Here is a 16,180-nt window from a genome sequence, read left to right on the forward strand (position 1 = left end):
CATCGTGGTAGTGAATTTTCGTCTGGCAACCCTCGGCGTGCGGTGGTGAGAATTCTTTCTACCCTCAGCCGGATGTCAAGGGTTTGCCGGGAGTTTGTCCAAGCGTGATGTTTCCGCAGCCAGCACGAGACCGAACGCCAATCCGGTCATCCCGGACACAGCGCCGGTCAGAGAGAGGACGGGCATGACCAACACCGAGGGACGCCTCGCCCTGGGCCTCGATATCGGGGGGACGTCCACGCGCGCCCTCGTCATCGACGAGTCCGGGCGCCGACTGGGCGCGGGACGGTCGGCGGGCGCCAATCTGACGTCGCACGCGCTGGACCGCGCGCTCGACGCGGTGTCCGCGGCGCTGGACGAGGCGCTGGCGGACGTCGACCCGGCGGCCGTGGGCAACGCCGTCGTCGGAGCCGCCGGCGACCGTAACCTCGCCGTCCCCGCGGTGGCCGAGGCGTTCGCGGAACGGTGGCGGCGCGCCGGCCTGAGCTGCCCGTACACCGTGGTCGCGGACGCACTGGTGGCGTTCGTGGCCGGAACGCCGGCACCGTCCGGGACACTCGTGCTCTCCGGCACCGGTGCGCTGGCGGCCCAGGCGGAGCACCGCCGTCTGGTGCGCCTGCACGACGCGCACGGCTGGCTACTCGGCGACCTGGGGTCCGGGTTCTGGCTCGGCCGGGAGGCGGTGCGCTCGACGCTGCGCACCCTGGACCGGCACCGCGCGCCCGGTCCGCTCGGCGCCGCCGTCATCCGGGAACTGCTCGGCGACAACAAGGTCACGGCGGTCGGACGGGGCGCCGTCGGCGATCTCATCCTGGCCGTGCACGCGCAGCCGCCGGTCGCGCTGTCCGCGCTGGCCCCGCTGGTGACCGGGCACGCCGGTACCGACCCGGAAGCGGACCGGATCCTGCGCGACGCCGCGCATCTCCTGCTCGCCGGCGCCGAGGACGTCCGCGAGCCCGGCGACACCACACCGATCGTGCTGACCGGGTCGCTACTGACGGCTGACACGCCGCTGGCCGCGCTCGTCCGTGACGGCCTGGCCGAGCGCTGGCCGGGAGCTCCGGTGAGCGCGGCGACCGACGGCGCGGCCGGAGCTGCCTGGCTGGCCGCTGTGACGGAGCAGGACGAAGCGTCGGCCACCGACCTGCACGCCGCCCTGTTCGCCGCCCCTTCCCCGTGATCATCAAGACTTGGCCCGGCCATGACCGGGCCAAGTCTTGATGATCTCTCTGTCATGGGGAAGGGAAGAGCCGGTCCAGCAGCGCGAGCCGCCGCCGCACGCCGCGCTCGAACGGCGCCAGCCGACCCGACGCCGCCGCCGTCGCCCGCCGCCGTTCCCACCAGGACAGCTCGCGCAGCACCACCAGCGCCAGCTGATCGGCCACCGACCGCCGCCCGGCCCGCTCCCCCACGTCGTCCAGGCCGGCCTCGGCCGAGATCTGCCGCACGACGGCGTCCTGGTCCGGCGACATGACGGCCACCTTCGCCAGGTCGCCGGCCAGTGGGAGCCGGGCCGCGTGCTCCCAGTCCACGAGCGTCGGCGTGCCGGCGTCGCCGACGATGACGTTCGAGAACCCGAGGTCGCCGTGACACCAGCCGACCGGCACCGTCGCACCGTCGGCCAGGAGCCGCGCCGCCTGGGCGAGCAGCCGCTCCGCCCGCTCGGCCGAGATGTCCCCGGACGCCGCGGCTAGGCCGCGCAGCCGGTCGATCGTGCGCGGTGCGTCTCGAACGGCTCGTCAGTGACGCCGAGCTCACGGGCGGCCCGCAGCAGCCGCGACACGAGGACGTGCGCGAGCTCCTGCTTCTGCGCGGCTCGATGAGCGTGGCCGCCGAACACCACCGCCTCGGCGAGGTAGGCGACACCGGAGCGGACCTGCGCCCGGACGATCGCCGGCGCCGGCAGATGCGCGCACCTCGCGACCGCGCGGCGCGCGGCGAGCTCCTGCTCGATCCGGGCCAGATCGGTGGCACTGCCGACGGCGAACTTCACCGTCAGCGCCGGCTCGCGGTCCAGGTAGAACGCTCGGCCGCGCAGGTGTCCGCGGGTACTCAGCTTCGCCAGCCGGACCAGCGTCGCGGCCGTCTCGACGCTCACCTGCCTGCCCGGGGCCAGCGGTTGCCCGTTCAGCTGCCGCTCGTCCACCGGCAGCCGGGCGGCCAGCGCGCCGGTGCCGTCGTCGTCGGCGGTGGCCTCCCAGCCGCGGACGGTGAGGGTGCGCCGCCGTGCCGCCGGTAGCTGCCCGACGTCCCGCTCGATCGTGGCCAGTGCCGCCAGCGCGACGTCCATCGTCGCACGCCGGCGCACGAGCGTCCGTACCCCTCGCATGGGCCGTCCCCCTGTCATGAGGAGAACAGCCTGGCGGTAACGGCGGACAGAACCCAGGGGCCGTCGGTGAGAATTCCCTCATGATCGCCGAGGATTTTTGTCGACGACGCCGAGCCGGGTGCTACCGGCTCACCAGGCAAGCATCCCCGGCGAAGCGGTAGCAGCCATACCGAACGTGATCATTTTGGGCTCTTCTGACGCATCCGCGGGCGTCACGTCCGGGGAGCCGACTGCCTGCCTCGTCGCACACTCGGCGAGCTTCACATCGTCGTTTCCGGTGGTGGCTCACAGACCAGGTTGCCGCGCCTACTGTGCAGCGTTTCGGGTCACGTCACTCGCCACGGGGCCGGACTCTGGCGTTTTCACCGTCCGGTACGGCGTCCGAGGCGAGTGACGTGACCTGAAGGCCCACTACGTGACCCGGCGACGACACATGTGGGCGGGGTGACCGACTGGCCGCGGACGTCCCGCAGGCGCCGTCCCATGCCCTGGGAAGGAGTCGCTCGAGCTGAACCGCGCAGCGCACCCTGGCACGCGATATCGGCGCCTTGGCACGCGAACCCACCACTCGAGAGTCCAGTTTGTCCCGGCTCGGAAGCGATATCGCATACCAAGGCGCGAGCCGCACGATCGGTCCGCCGCGGCCCGTATCCGTGCCTCGGCGGCACGCGCGCCTCCAAGGGGCAACCCTCCAGCCGGGCAACCCTCGCACGCGGCCAGGCGGCCAACGGCAGGCGAACTCCCGCCGCACCGGGCAAGCATCCATGGTGCGGCGGGAACACCCATGCCGAACGTGATCATTTCGGGTAGGAGGGTCAGTCGAGGCCGGGAGTCGGGAACCGGCCGGTCAGTTCGGTGACCTCGCCGCGGACCCGGTTGATGGCCGCCTCGAGCGCGTCCTCGTCACCGGCGGCGGCCGTGACGACCTCGTCGAGCCAGCGGCCGACCTCACGCATCTCGGTCTCCCCCATGCCCCGGCTGGTGAGCGCGGGCGTGCCGATGCGCAGGCCGGACGGGTCGAACGGCTTGCGGGGGTCGAACGGCACGGTGTTGTAGTTGGCCTCCAGGCCGGCGCGGTCCAGCGCCTTGGCGGCCGGCTTGCCGGCCACCCCCTTCGATGTCAGGTCGATGAGGATCAGGTGGTTGTCGGTGCCGCCGGAGACCAGGTCGAAGCCACGGGCCAGCAGCTCGTCGGCGAGCGTGACGGCGTTGGCCACCACCTGGTGGGCGTAGTCCTTGAACGCCGGCTGGGCGGCCTCGCCCAGCGCCACCGCGATGCCGGCGGTGGTGTGGTTGTGCGGGCCCCCCTGCAGGCCCGGGAACACCGCCTTGTCGATCGGCTTGGCGTACTCCTCGGTGGTGAGGATCATCGCGCCGCGCGGGCCGCGCAGCGTCTTGTGAGTGGTGGTGGTGATGATGTCGGCGTGCCCGGCGGGGCTGGGGTGCGATCCACCGGCGACCAGGCCCGCGATGTGCGCGATGTCGGCCACCAGAACCGCGCCGACCTCCTGCGCGATCGCGGCGAAACCGGGGAAGTCGATGGTGCGCGGAATGGCCGTCCCACCGCAGAAGATCAGCTTGGGCCGCTCGGCCAGCGCAAGCTCGCGCACCTGGTCCAGGTCGATGCGGCCGGTGTCGCGGCGCACCTCGTACTGGACCGGCCGGAACCAGGTGCCGGTGGCCGACACCTTCCAGCCGTGCGTCAGGTGGCCGCCCATCGGCAGCGACATGCCCATGACGGTGTCGCCAGGGCTGACCGTGGCCAGGTAGGCGGCCAGGTTGGCCGGCGAGCCGGAGTACGGCTGGACGTTCGCGTGCTCGACACCGAACAGCGCCTTCGCCCGCTCCACCGCCAGCGTCTCGATCTGGTCGATGACCTGCTGGCCCTCGTAGTAGCGCCGGCCCGGGTAGCCCTCGGAGTACTTGTTGGTGAGAACGGTGCCGGAGGCCTCGAGCACCGCGGCGGACACGTAGTTCTCGGACGGGATCAGCTTGAGCGTCTCACGCTGGCGCCGCTCCTCGGCGTCGACGAGGCCGGCGAGCTCGGGGTCGGCGGCGTGCAGCGCGGCGCGGGGGTTGGTGGTGGTCATGGCGAGAGCCACATCCTCTCGATGTGTCCGTCTGTGCCCGGGCACCCAGGCGCGCGGTGCCTCGGCCGTCCGCTCCCCGGTGGTCGGTTCCACCCCTGGCCCCGATCATGCGGGCCGGTTGCGCCAGTCGCGACGGGCATCACTCTAACGGGTCGGCCGGTGGCTCCGGCGCCCCGGCGGAGGCTCAATCGCCCGTCCAGTGCGCGACCAGCATCTCCGTCTCGACCCGCCAGCCCAGACGTTCGTAGAGCCGGCGGCCGTCGGCCGACGCCACCAGCAGGCCGGTGCGCGCGCCCCTCCCCGCCGCGGCCGCGACCAGCGCTCCCATGACGACGCTGCCGAGGCCCTGCCGCCGGTGCCGCGGGAGCGTGAAGATGCGGTCGGCGACGGCGTCGCCCTCGTCGTCCCCGCTCAGAGCCAGGTGTCCCTTGGCCGCCAGCCCGTCGGCGGCGCCGTCTGCGGTGACCACCTCGGCGACCAGAACCGGCGATCGGCCGCTGAGCAGGACCTCGTACCCGGCCGGCGGAGCGGGCGCCGGGTGGTCGGCGAGCGCACGCGACATCAGCCACTCAGGGGCGTGCACGCTGAACCCGGCGGCCGTGGCGGCCGCCGCGGCGCGTTCCCGGTCGGTCGTCGGGGCGGTGAGCCACCGTGCCGGGCCGGCGACCCGGGCAGCCAGCTCGGCGTACAGCTCCGGCGACGAGGACAGCGCGATCGTCTCGACCACCCGGTCCGGAAGCCCGATCCGGACGGTGACGGTGTCGCCGTCGGGCACCGAGCGGTAGTCCCGGGCCGTCACCCAACCGGCCTGCCAGCGCAGCATCAACTCGCGCAGCTGCCCATCCTGCGTCACCGCACACCTCCCGGCGCCCGTAGCCTGACCTGGTGCCCAGCCTGCACCCGTATTTCGACCATCCCGGCCCTCTCGCGCTCGCCCACCGCGGATTCTCGCTCGACGGCCTGGAGAACAGCATGGCCGCCTTCGCCGCGGCGGTCGAGCTCGGGTACTCCTATGTCGAGACCGACGTGCACGCGACCGCCGACGGTGTCGCCGTCGCCTTGCACGACGACACCCTGGACCGGGTCACCGACCACACCGGCGCGGTGGCGACTCTGCCATGGTCGCGGGTACGGCAGGCGCTGATCGGCGGAGTCGAGCCGGTGCCGGCTCTGGAGGACCTGCTGGGCGCCTGGCCGACGCTGCGGGTGAACATCGACGTCAAGTCCGCCGGCGCGGTCGGGCCGCTGGCCCGGGCCATCGACCGCACCGCCGCGCACCACCGCGTCTGTGTCGCGTCGTTCTCCGACGCCCGCCGCCGGGCGGTGCTGCGCCGGGTCGCGGCGCCGGTGGCCACGTCCGCGGGCATCCAGCTGGTGGCGGCGTTCCGGACCGCCGCCACCACGCCCGGCCTGGGCGGCTTAGCGCGCACGCTGTTGCGCGGTGTCGACTGCCTGCAGGTTCCAGCCGCGTTCCGCGGCGTCCAGGTGGTGACGGCCGCGACGGTACGGGCGGCGCACTCGGCCGGCCGGCAGGTGCACGTGTGGACCGTGAACGAGCCGGCGCAGATGCGCCGGCTGCTCGACCTGGGCGTCGACGGCATCATCACCGACCGCGCCGACCTGCTGCGGACGGTGCTGGAGTCGCGCGGTCAGTGGCACTCCGCCGCATCACCCTGACCGGCGACGGCACCGGCCCCGCGACCGGCCACCGTCAGGACGTGAACCAGGCGCTGCGGCGAATGGCCCGCATGGCCCCACGCCGGGTCGACGGCTCGAGCCGGTGGATGTAGACGATGCCGTCCAGGTGGTCGACCTCGTGTTGCAGGCAGCGGGCAAGTTCACCCTCACCCTCCACCCGTACCGTCTCGCCGTCGGCGTTCTGCCCCTCCACCGCCGCGTAGCCGGCCCGGTGCGTCGGGTACCAGAGGCCGGGGACCGACAGGCAGCCCTCCTCGCCGTCCTGGTCGCCCTCGGTCGCCACCAACACCGGATTGAACACGACGCCCCGCTGGCCCTCCAGGCCGTACGAGAACGCCCGCAGCGGTACGCCGATCTGAGGCGCCGCCACCCCCGCGCGGCCGGGCAGGTCGAGCGTGTCCAGCAGGTCCTCCGCCAAGGCATGGCTGACCTCGCCGAACTCCTCGACACGATCCGCTACCGTGCGCAGCACCGGGTCCCCGTACAACCGGATCTCGCGTACAGCCACCGTCGTCCTCTCGTCGTCTCGCGTTCATCGCCGCGCCCCCTCGGCGGCAGCCGACAGTCTCCCACCTCGTGTCGTCTGGTCACGTGCGCCCCTCACCCGGTAGCGTCCGCCCGTGACCGCCGTCCTCGCCCCGCCCGGGCCGCTGACCGACCCCGTCGCACGGGGCCGGGAACACCGTGCGTGGTATTTCTACGACTGGGCGAACTCCGCCTTCGTCACCACCACCGCGACGGTGTTGTTCGGGCCGTACCTGACGGTGGTCGCCGAGACCGCCGCCTGCGGTGAGGCCGGCACCACCGACGATCCCTGCCGCGGCGTGCTGTCAGTGCTGGGCATCCCCGTGGCGGCCGGGTCGCTGGCCGCCTACACGGTCACGTTCGCGACCATCCTGTCCGCGATCCTGCTGCCCATCGTGGGCGCCATCGCCGACCGCACGTCCCGCAAGCGGCACATGATGGCCGGCTTCGCCTGGACCGGGGCCGCGGCCGCGTCGTCGATGGTGTTCGTCGCCGGGTCGAACTGGGGGCTCGGGGCGTTCCTGCTCGTGGTGGCCGCCGTCTGCCTGGGCTGTTCCATGGTGGTGTACGACGCCATCCTGGTGCAGATCGCGCACGAGGAGGACCGCGATCGGGTCTCCAGCCGCGGCTGGGCGCTGGGTTACCTCGGCGGCGGCCTGCTACTGGCGCTGAACCTGGCGCTGGTGACCCTGGAACCGTTCGGCCTCAGCCGCTCGGACACCGTCCGGATCAGCCTGCTGTCGGCCGGGTTGTGGTGGGCCTTCTGGACCATCGTGCCCTTCCGCGGTCTGCGCGACCGGCCACCGACAGGCGTGGAGCGGGTCGGCGGCAGTCCGGTCCGGCAGGCCGTCGGCCAGCTGCGCGAGACCCTGCGCCACGCCCGGGGCTACCCGCAGACGCTGCTGTTCCTGATCGCGTACATGCTGTACAACGACGGCGTCCAGACGGTCATCTCCGCGTCGTCCATCTACGGCAACCGCGAACTCGGACTCGGCGAGGACGTCCTCATCGTCGCCATCCTGATCGTGCAGTTCGTCGCGTTCGGCGGGGCGCTGGTGCTGGGACGGCTGGCCCAGCGGTTCGGCGCCAAGAACGTCGTCATGGTGAGCCTCGTGATGTGGACCCTCGTGGTCGCGGCCGGCTTCTCGCTGCCGGAGAACGAGTGGCTGCCGTTCCTGCTGCTCGCCGTCGGTATCGGCTTCGTGATGGGTGGCAGCCAGGCGCTGTCGCGGTCGCTGTTCAGCCTGCTCATCCCCCGCGGCAAGGAGGCGGAGTACTTCAGCCTGTACCAGGCGGCCGAGCGCGGCACGAGCTGGTTCGGAACACTCGCGTTCGGTCTGGCGTTCCAGCTGACGGGGTCGTACCGATGGTCGATCCTGGTACTGCTGGTGTTCTTCGTGGCCGGCCTGGCGGTGCTGTCGCGGGTGAACATCCGGGCCGGGATCGTCGCGGCCGGGAACGAGGTGCCGCCGTCGGTGCTCGGGCGCCGGTGAGCAACATCACGTCGCCCAGATTGCATTATCACAAGGAACGCGGAACATTACTCTCCGGCCGTTCGTTGTCATCATGTCGTTGTGTTGCGGCACGAACCCGGCACGACGGCGAGGTAAGCCGACGTCTCGTCCCAGGGGCCACCGCCCCGGAAGGGTTTCACACATGTCCGAGCGTTCTACCCTGCGCGGCTCGCGCCTAGGCGCCACGAGCTACGAGGACGAGCGCGGCGTCGAGTTCGCCGAGCGCCAGACGGTCGCTTACAGCTGCACTTCCGGTCACCGCTTCGACGTGACGTTCTCCACCGAAGCCGAGATCCCGGCGCTGTGGGACTGCCCCCGCTGCGGCGCAGAGTCGCTGCGTGTCGCCACCGACCGGCCCGACGAGGCGCCGGTCAAGCCCGCCCGTACCCACTGGGACATGCTGCTCGAGCGCCGGTCCCTCGAGGACCTCGAGGCGCTGCTCGACGAGCGGCTGGAACTGCTGCGGTCCGGCCTCATCCCGGGTGCCGCGCACCTGGCGGAGCGGTCCCGCGGCCGCAAGAAGACCGCCTGACGCGCAACCCGTCCGCGGAACAACTCGACCGCACCCGGTCCGTCCTGGACCGGGTGCGGTCGTACGTTTGCCCGCCGCCGCCCCAAATGATCACGTCCCGTTGGGGTGCTCCCGCTGCACCACCCATGCTTGCCTGGTGCAGCGGGAGGACGCCTGGTCGACCGGTGCCTCGACCAGAGATGCCCGGAAGCCGGCGGGGCGCCCGGCGGCGGGTGAACTGTCAGCGGGACTCGCGAGGATCCCGACCGGTATCGGGCTCGACGACCTCGCCCTCGATGACGACGCCGTGCTGGACGCCGTCGGAGCGACCCGTCCCCGGCTGGCCCGGCTGGCCGTAGCCGTACGTCCCGGAACCACCGAACGCGGCTGGGCCGCCGCCCGGCCGCCGGCCGGGGAACGTGCGGAAGGCCGCCGCGGACAGCCGCCGGCCCATGCTGTGCCGGATCGGCGGGATGAGCAACACCAGGCCCACCAGGTCGGTGACGAAGCCGGGCACCACCAGCAGCACGCCGGACAGGACCCGGACGCCGGCATCGGCCATGCGGGTCGACTGCTCGGCCGCGGCCTCGTCGCCGTCGAAACGGCCCTCGGCGGCCGCGGCCCGCAGCGAGGTCCAGGCACGGAGGCCTTCGATCCGCAGCAGCGCGAAGCCCAGCACGCTGGTGCCCAGCAGGAGCAGCAGCGCCCAGCCCAGGCCGATCCAGCCGGCCACCATGACCAGCGCGACGATCTCGACGATGCCGAAGGCGAAGGGCAGGAAGCGTCTCATCGCCGGGCCCCGTTTACGAGCTCACGCAGTTGCCGGGCGCGGTGTGCGGCACCCCACTGGGTGATCCGCACGAACGCTTCGCGCACGATCGTGCCGTCCATCTTCGATTCTCCCTGTTCCCGTTCGACGAACGTGATGGGAACCTCGATGACCCGTAGTCCGCGATGCACCGCCCGCCAGGCGAGATCGACCTGGAAGCAGTACCCCTGCGACGCGACGGTGTCGAGGTCGAGCTGGCGCAGCGCGTCGGCGCGGAACGCCCGGTATCCGCCGGTCGCGTCGCGCAGCTGTGTGCCCAGCGCCAGCCGGGTGTAGGTGTTGCCGGCCCGCGACAGCGCCTCGCGGCGGCGCGGCCAGTTGACCACCCGGCCTCCGGGCACGTACCGCGAGCCCAGCACCAGGTCGGCATGTTCGACGGCGTGCAGCAGCCGGGGCAGCTCCTCCGGCTGGTGGGATCCGTCGGCGTCCATCTCGACCAGGACGTCGTAACCGCGCCCCAGACCCCAGCCGAAGCCGGCGACGTACGCCGCTCCGAGACCCTGCTTGCCGGCGCGGTGAAGCACGTGGACGTGCTCGTCGAGCTCGGCGATCTCGTCGGCGATGGCGCCGGTGCCGTCCGGGGAGGCGTCGTCGACCACCAGTACGTGGGCGTCGGGGACGGCGCCGCGGGTGCGCTCGATCGCCTTGCCGATCGTGAGTGCCTCGTTGTAGGTCGGGATGACTACCAGCACCGAGGTCACGAGACGCTCGCCTCCACCGCGGGCTGGGGTTCGTCCGAGCGGTCGCCGTCGTCGCGCCGCCGTGCCCGCCGGGCGCCGATGACGACGAACGCCACGACGCCCAGGCCCATGGCCGTCAGCGCCCACTCCGGCCAGGCGCCGACCGTGGTGGCGAGCGTGGTGCCGTTGGACAGCGGGACCTCGGTCACGAGGACGTCCTGCGTGAACAGCTCGGCCCGGTCGAGCACCTCACCGTCCGGTGCCACGACGGCGCTGACGCCGGCCAGCGCCGAGACGAGGACCGTGCGGCCGTGTTCGAACGCCCGGACCTGCGACTGGGCCAGCTGTTGCTCGGTCATCTCGGTGCGGCCGAAGGTGGCGTTGTTGGTCTGAACGGACAGGAACTGGCCGCCTTCGCGGACGGCGTCGCGCACCACCCCGTCGAAGGCGACCTCGAAGCAGATGACGTTGCCGATGACGGCGTCGCCGACCTGGAAGGTGCCGACGGAGTCGCCCGGCAGGTGGTCGCGGGGCTGCTGGTTGACCGCGTCGGTGATGCGCTCGGCGATGCCGCGGAACGGGATGTACTCGCCGAACGGCATCGGGTGGCGCTTGACGTAGGTGTCGCCAGGGCCGGTCTCGGGGTCCCAGAGGATCGAGGTGTTGCGGACGTTGCGCTCGTCCTCGGTGGGGACGATGGCGCTGATGAGGACGGGCACGCCGACGGCGCGCACGGCGCCGTCGATGGCCCGGTAGGTGGCGGCGTCGTGGTACGGGCTGATGTCGGAGGAGTTCTCCGGCCACAGCACGACGTCGGGACGCTCGACCCGGCCGGCTTCGATGTCGGCGGCCAGCCGCTCGGTCGCCTCGACGTGGTTGCTGGTGATCTGCCGCTTCTCAGCGTTGTAGTCCAGGCCCTCCGCGGGCACGTTGCCCTGCACGATCGCGACGGTCATGGTGTCGCCGTCGGCGGGCGTGGGCTGGATGAGCAGGGGCGCCACCACGATGCCCACCGCCACGGCACCGGCCGCGACCCGCAGCCACACCCGGCGCTCGACGACGACCCACGCCAGCAGGCCACCGGCCAGCGCGACCGCGAACGACAGCCCGGGCGAGCCGGCCAGCGAGGCCAGCCCCAGCATGGGCCCTTCGGCCTGTGAGAACGCCAGCTTGCCCCAGGTGAACCCGCCGTACGGGATGCGGCCGCGGATGGCTTCGTCGGCCACCCAGACCGCAGCGGTCCACACCGGCCAGCCGGGCACCCGCTGCACCAGGTTCACGCCCATCGCCAGCGGGATGAAGAACAGCGCCTCGAACAGCGCCAGGAGGAGCCACGGCACCGGACCGACCTCGAGACCGGTCCAGTCCAGCAGCGGCAGGAAGAACGCGGCACCGAACAGGTAGCCCATCAGCGCCGAGCGCTTCATCGACTGCCCACGCACCAGCAGTGCGAACGCCGCCGCCACCAGGATGGCGACGAACCAGACGTCGTACGGCGGGAACGCGGCGATCAGCGAAGCGCCCAGCAGCGCGGATCCCGCGTAACGCCAAAGGTGACTCACGTGTGGTGCTCCGTCCGCCGTCCCGCTCGCTTCGTGACCGCCCGCTGGTGGTGCGATCCCACCTGACCCAGTGTGGTGCCGATCGCGTGACGGTACAACGTGCGTCCCAGGGACAGAGTGCCCCGGGGTGGTGCGAAGCCCAGCATTGTGACAAAGGACGCAGCCCGGCCCCACCCTTCGGACCGGGCCGCGGGCGCCGCTGGATGCGGCTCGCGGACCGTTGTCTACTGGGCGGGCCGGGCCCGACCTCGTCTCACCCCGTGCCGCAGCGGATGACGCACAGGCGGGTCATGCGAGCGAGGGCCTGGCTCTCGAAGGATGCCCGGTCTCGGATGATGCTCGAGACCGCCCCTCGACCCCTCTCGCAACGCCCGCCCAGGCCGTCGACCCGAGCGGTTTCGTCCGCTGGTGGACTGTCGTGACTTTGCTGCACCGGTCCCCATGGTGTCAAGCTCCTGGTCGACCTGCGCAAACACCATTCAGTCGCAGGTCAGGAGGGTACGGACGGCGAAAAATCGATCAAGAAACGTTGATTCTTCACGGCGTGTCGCACCCTGGACTCGGACAAAACGCGCCCCGCGTGCCGGGGCCGTCACCGCACCACCAGGTAGACGATCAGGGCGATCACGACGACGATCACCAGAACGAGCGGAACGAGCCGCTTGGCGATCGATCCGCCGGCGACGCTCATGAGATCGAGAGCTTCCCCGTCGGGCGTCGTCGGGTCGGCCGGACGCGTCTCCGGCCGTCCGAACGCAGCCGCCGCCGGGGCGGCCGCGGCCGGGGCCGCCGCGGCCGGGGCCGCTGCGGCCGGCGTGGCCGCCTCCGCACTCGGCGGCCCGGGTGAGGCCGGATCGGGGTGTGGCTCCTCCGGCTCCGGTTCGGGCGACGGTCGCCCGGGTGAGGCCGGATCGGGGTGTGGCTCCTCCGGCTCCGGTTCGGGCGACGGTCGCCCGGGTGAGGCCGGATCGGGGTGTGGCTCCTCCGGCTCCGGTTCGGGCGACGGTCGCCCGGGTGAGGCCGGATCGCGCTGCGGCTCCTCGACCGCCACGCCGGAGGCCAGGGTCGCCGCTCCCGCAGCCGCTGCGGCTGCCGATGTCCCGCCGGCCAGCGAGCCCGTGGCGGCCGCCGCCCCGACCGGCGTGTTCAGCTTCGCCTCCAGGCACTCCACGAACTGAGCCAGCAGCTTCGTGGAGACCTCCGAGATCATGCCGCGTCCGAGCTGCGCGATCCGGCCGCTGATGCGCAGGTCGGTATCGACGCTCACCACCGTTCCGGCGCCGCCTTCACGGAGCTGGGCGACGATCTCCGCGGACGCCGCCCCCGCGCCGCGGGCATCGCGCCCGGTGGCCCGGATGATCGCCCGGTGCTGGTCCTCGTCCCGGTGCACGAAACGCGCGGTGCCGGCGTACTCGGCGACGATCGGGCCGACCTTCACCTTGATCCGGCCCGAGTGCACATCGCCGTCCACGCCGGTGAGCTGTGCGCCGGGCAGGCACGGAGCGATGCCCTCGAGGTCGGTCAAGACCGTCCAGGCCTGGCCGACCGGTGCCCCTACCGTGAACTCGTTGTCGATCTTCATTGATCCTCCCCAGTTCCGGGGGTGTCGTCACGATGCTCCCAGCCTACGGAGAATCCAGCCGGTTGACCGGCGCCCACCAGCACTTCTCCATGATCAGCCAGGGTTTACCCCGTTCTGTCCGGGTCAACCCACGATGATCGCGGAGATCCGCTAGACGGAGAACACCGTCCGGCCACGCACGACGGTACGCAGGCAGCGCGGCAGCGGCGCGCCGGGCGACAGGTCGGGAAGCCCGGGGACACCGGCGCGAGGGTCGGTCGACCACGCTGCGATCCGCTCGTCCGGCGCCTGGACCACCAGTTCTCCGGGCACCTCCCAGATCGCGAACGACGCGCGCATGCCCGGCGCCAGCACCCCGGCGTCCTCGACGCGGGCCGCCCGCCAGCCGCCCCGGGTCGCCGCGGAGAACGCCGCTCGCGCGCTCAACCGCTGCGACGGCACACGGTGCTGGGCCGCGGCGCGGACGGTCTCCCAGCCGGCCAGCGGCGTGACCGGCGAGTCGGATCCGAACGCCAGCAGGACCCCGGCCCGGGCGAGACCGGCGAACGGGTTCAGGGACACGCCTCGCTCCGGCCCGAGCCGCTCGACGTACATGCCGTCCTCACCGCCCCACAGCGCGTCGAAGGCGGGCTGCACGCTGGCGACGACGCCGAGCCGGGACAGCTCGCCGATGATCTGCTCGTCCACCATCTCCACGTGCTCCAGCCGGTGTCGGGACCCGACGACGGCGGCCAGCCCGCACTGCGCGGCCGCGGCCGACAGCGCCTGGACCGCCACCCGCACCGCCTCGTCGCCGATGCAGTGGAACCCCGCTTGGATGCCCGCCCGCGTGCACGCGACCACGTGCTCCGTCGCGGTCTCGACGTCCAGGTAGAGTCGGCCGTGCTCGTCCGGAGCGTCGGCGTAGGGAGAGCTCAGCCGGGCGCTGCGGGAGCCGATCGAGCCATCGAGGTTCAGGTCGCCGGCCGCGCCGGTCGCGCCGAGCGCCTGTGCCTCGGCCGCGCCGAGCGCGCCCCAGTACCCCGTCACGTCCGGCAGCGCCGGATCGGCGCCCAGCGACAGCACGGCCGCGAAGTCGGTCGGGTCGCTGATCTGGGGCGACCCCATCTCGTGCACGGCGCCGACGCCGAGCGACGCGGCGTGCCGCAGCGCCTCGGTCCGCAGCGCCGCGAGCCGGCTGCCGGACACGGCGGCGCGGGCGGCCCGGCGGGCGCGATGGTGGGCGTCGCGGCGCACCAGGCCGTCGTCGTACCCGTCGGCGCCCTCGATGGACGGGTCGGCGGCGAGCAGCGCCGGGGACACCGCGGCGGTGTGGACGTCGCGACGGGCCAGGTAGACCACCGCGCCGCCGGTGGCGCGGTCCAGTTCCGCCGGCGACGGAGCACGGCCCTCCGGCCAGCCGTCCTCCTCCCAGCCGAAGCCGAGGACGGCCTCGCCGGGCCGCTCGCCGGCCCGCCTGGCGACCAGGTCCAGCAGCTTCGTCAGGCTGCCGACGCCGGCCAGATCGAGCCCGTCGCGGGCCAGGCCGGTCTCGGTGAGGTGCACGTGGGCGTCGACGAACGCCGGGGCGACCAGCGCGTCCTCCAGGTCGACGACCTGTGAGGCGGAGTCCGCGTGCATCTCGGCCGCGCCGTCGGCCCCCACCCATGCGACGGTGTCGTCGACGACCAGCATCGCGGTGGCGAACGGGTCGGCGGGGCTGTAGATGCGGCCGTGGCGGTAGAGAGTGGTCGTCACCCGCCGATTCTCCATGACGCCCCTCAGGACGCCGGTGGCCCACCCGCTCGCTCCGCGTTGATCTTGGAGTTTGCGCGGAATCCCGGCGGCTTTTGTCCGATTGATTCCGCGGTTACTCCAAGATCAACCGGGATGGGGGCTCGAGCCGGCGACGGCGCGCGCGTACCGGCCGGCCAGCCGCGCGACGTGGTCCACCAGTTCCGGCGGCGAGAGCACCTCGAAGTCGACCCCGGTGGAGCCCAGCCGCACGGCGAGCGTGTCCAGCGAATCGGCTCCGGTCTCCAGGACGCAGGCCCCGGCGCCGTCGGGCACGACGGTGCCGGCGGCCACGGGGATATGCGCTGCCATCCGCTCCGCCGGCGCGTGCAGCCGCACCCGCGCGTGGTAGCGCCACGACGCCGCGGACACCCGGCTGGACACGTACGCCGCGACATCGTCCGCCGGCGGCTCCCGCGGTGGGAACCGGGCTCCCACCGGCAGGCAGTCGGCGATCCGGTCCACCCGGAAGGTCCGCCAGTCGGCGCGGTCGAGGTCCCAGGCGACGAGGTACCAGCGCCGTCCCCAGCGGACCAGCCGCAGCGGCTCCGCCGTCCGCCGGCTGATGTCCTCGGCGTGTGACCGGTAGCCGAACCGGATCCGCTCCCGGTCGCGGCAGGCCATGGACAGCGTTGCCAGCAGCGCGGCGTCCACCGCCGGCGCCGGCACGTCGTACGGGACGGTGACGGTGGCGCCCTCCAGCGCCTGGACCCGCCGGCGCAGCCGCGAGGGCAGGACCTGTTCCAGCTTCGCCAGCGCCCGCACCGACGTCTCCTCGATGCCCTCGACGGCTCCCGCGGCGGCTCCGCGCAGCCCCAGCGCGACGGCGACCGCCTCGTCGTCGTCGAGAAGCAACGGCGGCAGCTCGGCGCCGGCGCCGAGCCGGTAGCCCCCGGTGACGCCGGGTGCCGCGTCGACCGGATAGCCGAGGGAGCGCAGCTTGTCCACGTCGTTGCGGACGGTCCGGGTGCTGACGGCGAGCCGCTCGGCCAGCTCCGGCCCGGTCCACGACCGGCGGACCTGTAACAAGGACAGCAGGCGCAGCAGCCGCGCCGAGGTTTCCAACATTCCTCGGAGTCTGCCATCC

General features: G+C 72.7%; 15 protein-coding genes and 1 riboswitch. Of the genes, 4 read left to right on the forward strand and 11 right to left on the reverse strand.

From position 1 onward, the window contains the following. Positions 1–184 precede the first annotated feature (184 nt). Positions 185–1,180, forward strand: coding sequence for an N-acetylglucosamine kinase (locus JIAGA_RS0113835; protein ID WP_026876116.1), 996 nt, complete (start codon positions 185–187; stop codon positions 1,178–1,180). Between the two features lie 52 nt (positions 1,181–1,232). Here JIAGA_RS0113835 and JIAGA_RS35285 read toward each other — a convergent pair whose 3' ends face one another. The 4 genes from JIAGA_RS35285 to JIAGA_RS0113855 form a co-directional block, all read right to left on the reverse strand. After that, positions 1,233–1,712, reverse strand: coding sequence for a phosphotransferase (locus tag JIAGA_RS35285; protein WP_084469670.1), 480 nt, complete (start codon positions 1,710–1,712; stop codon positions 1,233–1,235). Then, positions 1,691–2,329: a hypothetical protein gene (locus JIAGA_RS34570; RefSeq protein WP_157553139.1), complete on the reverse strand. Its 639-nt coding sequence runs from the start codon at positions 2,327–2,329 to the stop codon at positions 1,691–1,693. The genes JIAGA_RS35285 and JIAGA_RS34570 overlap by 22 nt, the downstream gene beginning before the upstream one ends. Before the next feature lie 815 nt (positions 2,330–3,144). Beyond that, a complete protein-coding gene (locus JIAGA_RS0113850; RefSeq protein WP_026876119.1) occupies positions 3,145–4,419 on the reverse strand; it encodes a serine hydroxymethyltransferase in 1,275 nt (424 codons plus the stop codon). A gap of 36 nt (positions 4,420–4,455) precedes the next feature. Next, a riboswitch (ZMP/ZTP riboswitch) is annotated at positions 4,456–4,559 on the reverse strand. Between the two features lie 44 nt (positions 4,560–4,603). Beyond that, positions 4,604–5,272, reverse strand: coding sequence for a GNAT family N-acetyltransferase (locus tag JIAGA_RS0113855; protein ID WP_026876120.1), 669 nt, complete (start codon positions 5,270–5,272; stop codon positions 4,604–4,606). A gap of 32 nt (positions 5,273–5,304) precedes the next feature. On the opposite strand from JIAGA_RS0113855, the gene JIAGA_RS0113860 reads away from it, so the two are divergent. After that, positions 5,305–6,096 (forward strand): glycerophosphodiester phosphodiesterase family protein, encoded by a 792-nt coding sequence (locus JIAGA_RS0113860; RefSeq protein ID WP_157553141.1) that lies wholly within the window; start codon positions 5,305–5,307, stop codon positions 6,094–6,096. Positions 6,097–6,130: 34 nt separating this feature from the next. On the opposite strand, the gene JIAGA_RS0113865 is transcribed toward JIAGA_RS0113860, so the two are convergent. Then, positions 6,131–6,625: a peptide deformylase gene (locus JIAGA_RS0113865; RefSeq protein WP_026876122.1), complete on the reverse strand. Its 495-nt coding sequence runs from the start codon at positions 6,623–6,625 to the stop codon at positions 6,131–6,133. Positions 6,626–6,737: 112 nt separating this feature from the next. Here JIAGA_RS0113865 and JIAGA_RS0113870 point away from each other — a divergent pair, with 112 nt between their 5' ends. Together JIAGA_RS0113870 and JIAGA_RS0113875 are read left to right on the forward strand one after the other, a co-directional pair. After that, positions 6,738–8,135, forward strand: a complete 1,398-nt coding sequence (locus JIAGA_RS0113870; RefSeq protein WP_026876123.1) for an MFS transporter — start codon at positions 6,738–6,740, stop codon at positions 8,133–8,135. A gap of 163 nt (positions 8,136–8,298) precedes the next feature. After that, positions 8,299–8,688 carry an RNA polymerase-binding protein RbpA gene (locus tag JIAGA_RS0113875; RefSeq protein ID WP_026876124.1) on the forward strand — a complete coding sequence of 130 codons (390 nt, stop codon included), beginning with the start codon at positions 8,299–8,301 and terminating at the stop codon, positions 8,686–8,688. Positions 8,689–8,908: 220 nt separating this feature from the next. Here the strand turns inward: JIAGA_RS0113875 and JIAGA_RS33135 are convergent, their stop codons facing one another. The 6 genes from JIAGA_RS33135 to JIAGA_RS0113905 all read right to left on the reverse strand — a co-directional run bounded on the left by JIAGA_RS33135 (position 8,909) and on the right by JIAGA_RS0113905 (position 16,161). Beyond that, on the reverse strand, positions 8,909–9,457 hold the full coding sequence (locus JIAGA_RS33135; RefSeq protein WP_051426077.1) for an FxsA family protein: 549 nt from the start codon (positions 9,455–9,457) through the stop codon (positions 8,909–8,911). Further along, positions 9,454–10,197, reverse strand: a complete 744-nt coding sequence (locus tag JIAGA_RS0113885; RefSeq protein ID WP_026876125.1) for a polyprenol monophosphomannose synthase — start codon at positions 10,195–10,197, stop codon at positions 9,454–9,456. Before JIAGA_RS0113885 ends, JIAGA_RS33135 begins: the two co-directional genes overlap by 4 nt. Further along, a complete protein-coding gene (gene lnt, locus JIAGA_RS29730; RefSeq protein WP_157553143.1) occupies positions 10,194–11,738 on the reverse strand; it encodes an apolipoprotein N-acyltransferase in 1,545 nt (514 codons plus the stop codon). Before lnt ends, JIAGA_RS0113885 begins: the two co-directional genes overlap by 4 nt. A 592-nt stretch (positions 11,739–12,330) precedes the next feature. After that, positions 12,331–13,320: an SRPBCC family protein gene (locus tag JIAGA_RS0113895; RefSeq protein WP_026876126.1), complete on the reverse strand. Its 990-nt coding sequence runs from the start codon at positions 13,318–13,320 to the stop codon at positions 12,331–12,333. Between the two features lie 150 nt (positions 13,321–13,470). Further along, positions 13,471–15,072 (reverse strand): amidohydrolase, encoded by a 1,602-nt coding sequence (locus JIAGA_RS0113900; protein ID WP_026876127.1) that lies wholly within the window; start codon positions 15,070–15,072, stop codon positions 13,471–13,473. A 108-nt stretch (positions 15,073–15,180) separates the two neighbouring features. After that, positions 15,181–16,161, reverse strand: a complete 981-nt coding sequence (locus JIAGA_RS0113905; RefSeq protein WP_026876128.1) for a helix-turn-helix transcriptional regulator — start codon at positions 16,159–16,161, stop codon at positions 15,181–15,183. Between the last annotated feature and the right edge of the window lie 19 nt (positions 16,162–16,180).

The organism is Jiangella gansuensis DSM 44835 (assembly GCF_000515395.1).
Taxonomy (GTDB): Bacteria; Actinomycetota; Actinomycetes; order Jiangellales; family Jiangellaceae; genus Jiangella; species Jiangella gansuensis.